The 1,625-nt window shown below is 60.1% G+C and carries 1 protein-coding gene; it reads left to right on the top strand.

Annotation, left to right across the window (positions count from 1 at the left end):
* The first annotated feature begins 12 nt into the window (after positions 1 to 12).
* Positions 13 to 1,455, top strand: a complete 1,443-nt coding sequence (locus tag ACXRVY_RS27985) for a sigma-54-dependent transcriptional regulator (RefSeq protein ID WP_458238833.1) — start codon at positions 13 to 15, stop codon at positions 1,453 to 1,455.
* Positions 1,456 to 1,625: the final 170 nt, after the last annotated feature.

Raw genomic sequence — 1,625 nt, 5'->3', positions numbered from 1 at the left:
CGGGAGGAGCATATGGAGYACAGCATTCTGCTGGTCGAGGATGACGAAATTCTCGCCGAGAATATTCAGAATTACCTGGAGCGCAAGGGCTTCGAGGTGACCGTTTGCCACTCGGCCGAAGATGCACTGGAGCAATTGGGCTCCTTCGCTCCTGACGTGGTACTGACCGACAACTCGTTGCCGGGCATGAGTGGTCACGAGCTGATCCAGAGGCTGCGCGTCAGCGCGCCGGATCTGAAAGTGATCATGATGACCGGCTACGGCAACGTCGAAGACGCCGTGGTGGCGATGAAAGAGGGCGCCTTTCACTACGTCACCAAACCGGTGGCCCTGCCGGAGCTCAAGCAGCTGCTGGACAAGGCCCTGGCTACTGACCGCATGGAGCGCACACTGTCGTTTTACCAGGAGCGCGAAGCCCAGAAGTCGGGGTTGCAGGCGCTGATTGGCGAGTCGGCACCGATGGTGTATCTCAAGGGCACCATCAGCCAGTTGCTCGACGCCKAACGGCGGATGGCCAACAGTGATCTGCCACCGGTCCTGGTGGAAGGCGAGACCGGCACCGGCAAGGAACTGGTGGCCCGGGCCTTGCACTTCGACGGCTCGCGCGCCAAAGGCCCGTTCATTGAATTCAACTGCGCTTCGATCCCGTCCAATCTGGTGGAATCGGAACTGTTCGGCCACGAGAAGGGCGCCTTCACCGACGCCAAGGACCGTCGCATGGGGCTGGTGGAAGCGGCCGATGGCGGCACGCTGTTCCTCGATGAAATCGGTGAAATGGATCTGCTGTTGCAAGCCAAGCTGCTGAAACTGCTGGAAGACCGGACCATTCGCCGGGTCGGTTCGGTGAAGGAGCGCAAGGTCGATCTACGGGTGATCAGCGCCACCAACTGCAATCTCGAGCAAATGGTCCAGCAAGGCAAATTCCGCCGCGACCTGTTTTTCCGCCTGCGCATCATTTCGATCAAGGTGCCGCGCCTGTATGCCCGTGGCTCCGATATCCTGCTGCTGGCCCGGCACTTCCTGAGGCTGCATGGCAAACGCTACGGCAAGCCGAACCTGCATTTCAGCAATCAGGCCGAAGATTTACTGCTCAGCTACAGCTGGCCGGGCAACGTGCGGGAATTGCGCAACATGCTGGAACAAACCGTGTTACTGGCGCAAAGCGACACCATCGCCGCCCATCAGTTGAACGTCTGCCTGAGCCTGGTGGATGATCCACCGATGTTTCATCCCGAGCCGCAACATTTCAGCGAGCCACGTCCGACCAACGGTAACGGTAACGGTAGCGAATCCACGAATCTGCCGGAAGTGGAGCGTGACATGGTGCGCAAGATGCTCGACAAGACCGACTGGAATGTCACCAAATCGGCACGCCTGCTGGGACTCAGCCGCGACATGTTGCGCTACCGGATCGAAAAACTCGGCCTCTGCCGCCCGGACAAACGGCAGTGGTAGGGAAACTGATTGAGAACGCCCCCTGGTGCTCACTGCAACATCGGGCCTTGCCTCAGGCAGGACAGCACGCAACCGGAGTCCTGGACTTCCTGGTTCACGTAGACGCCATGTTCCGGATCGTAGGTGCGGACAAACACGCGAACCGTGGCGTCGGCCACGGTCGGCAGGCG

Source organism: Pseudomonas sp. P5_A2_2 (genome assembly GCF_054177685.1).
Note: the sequence above shows the minus strand (reverse complement) of the source record. Positions and strands in the feature narration are given on the sequence as shown.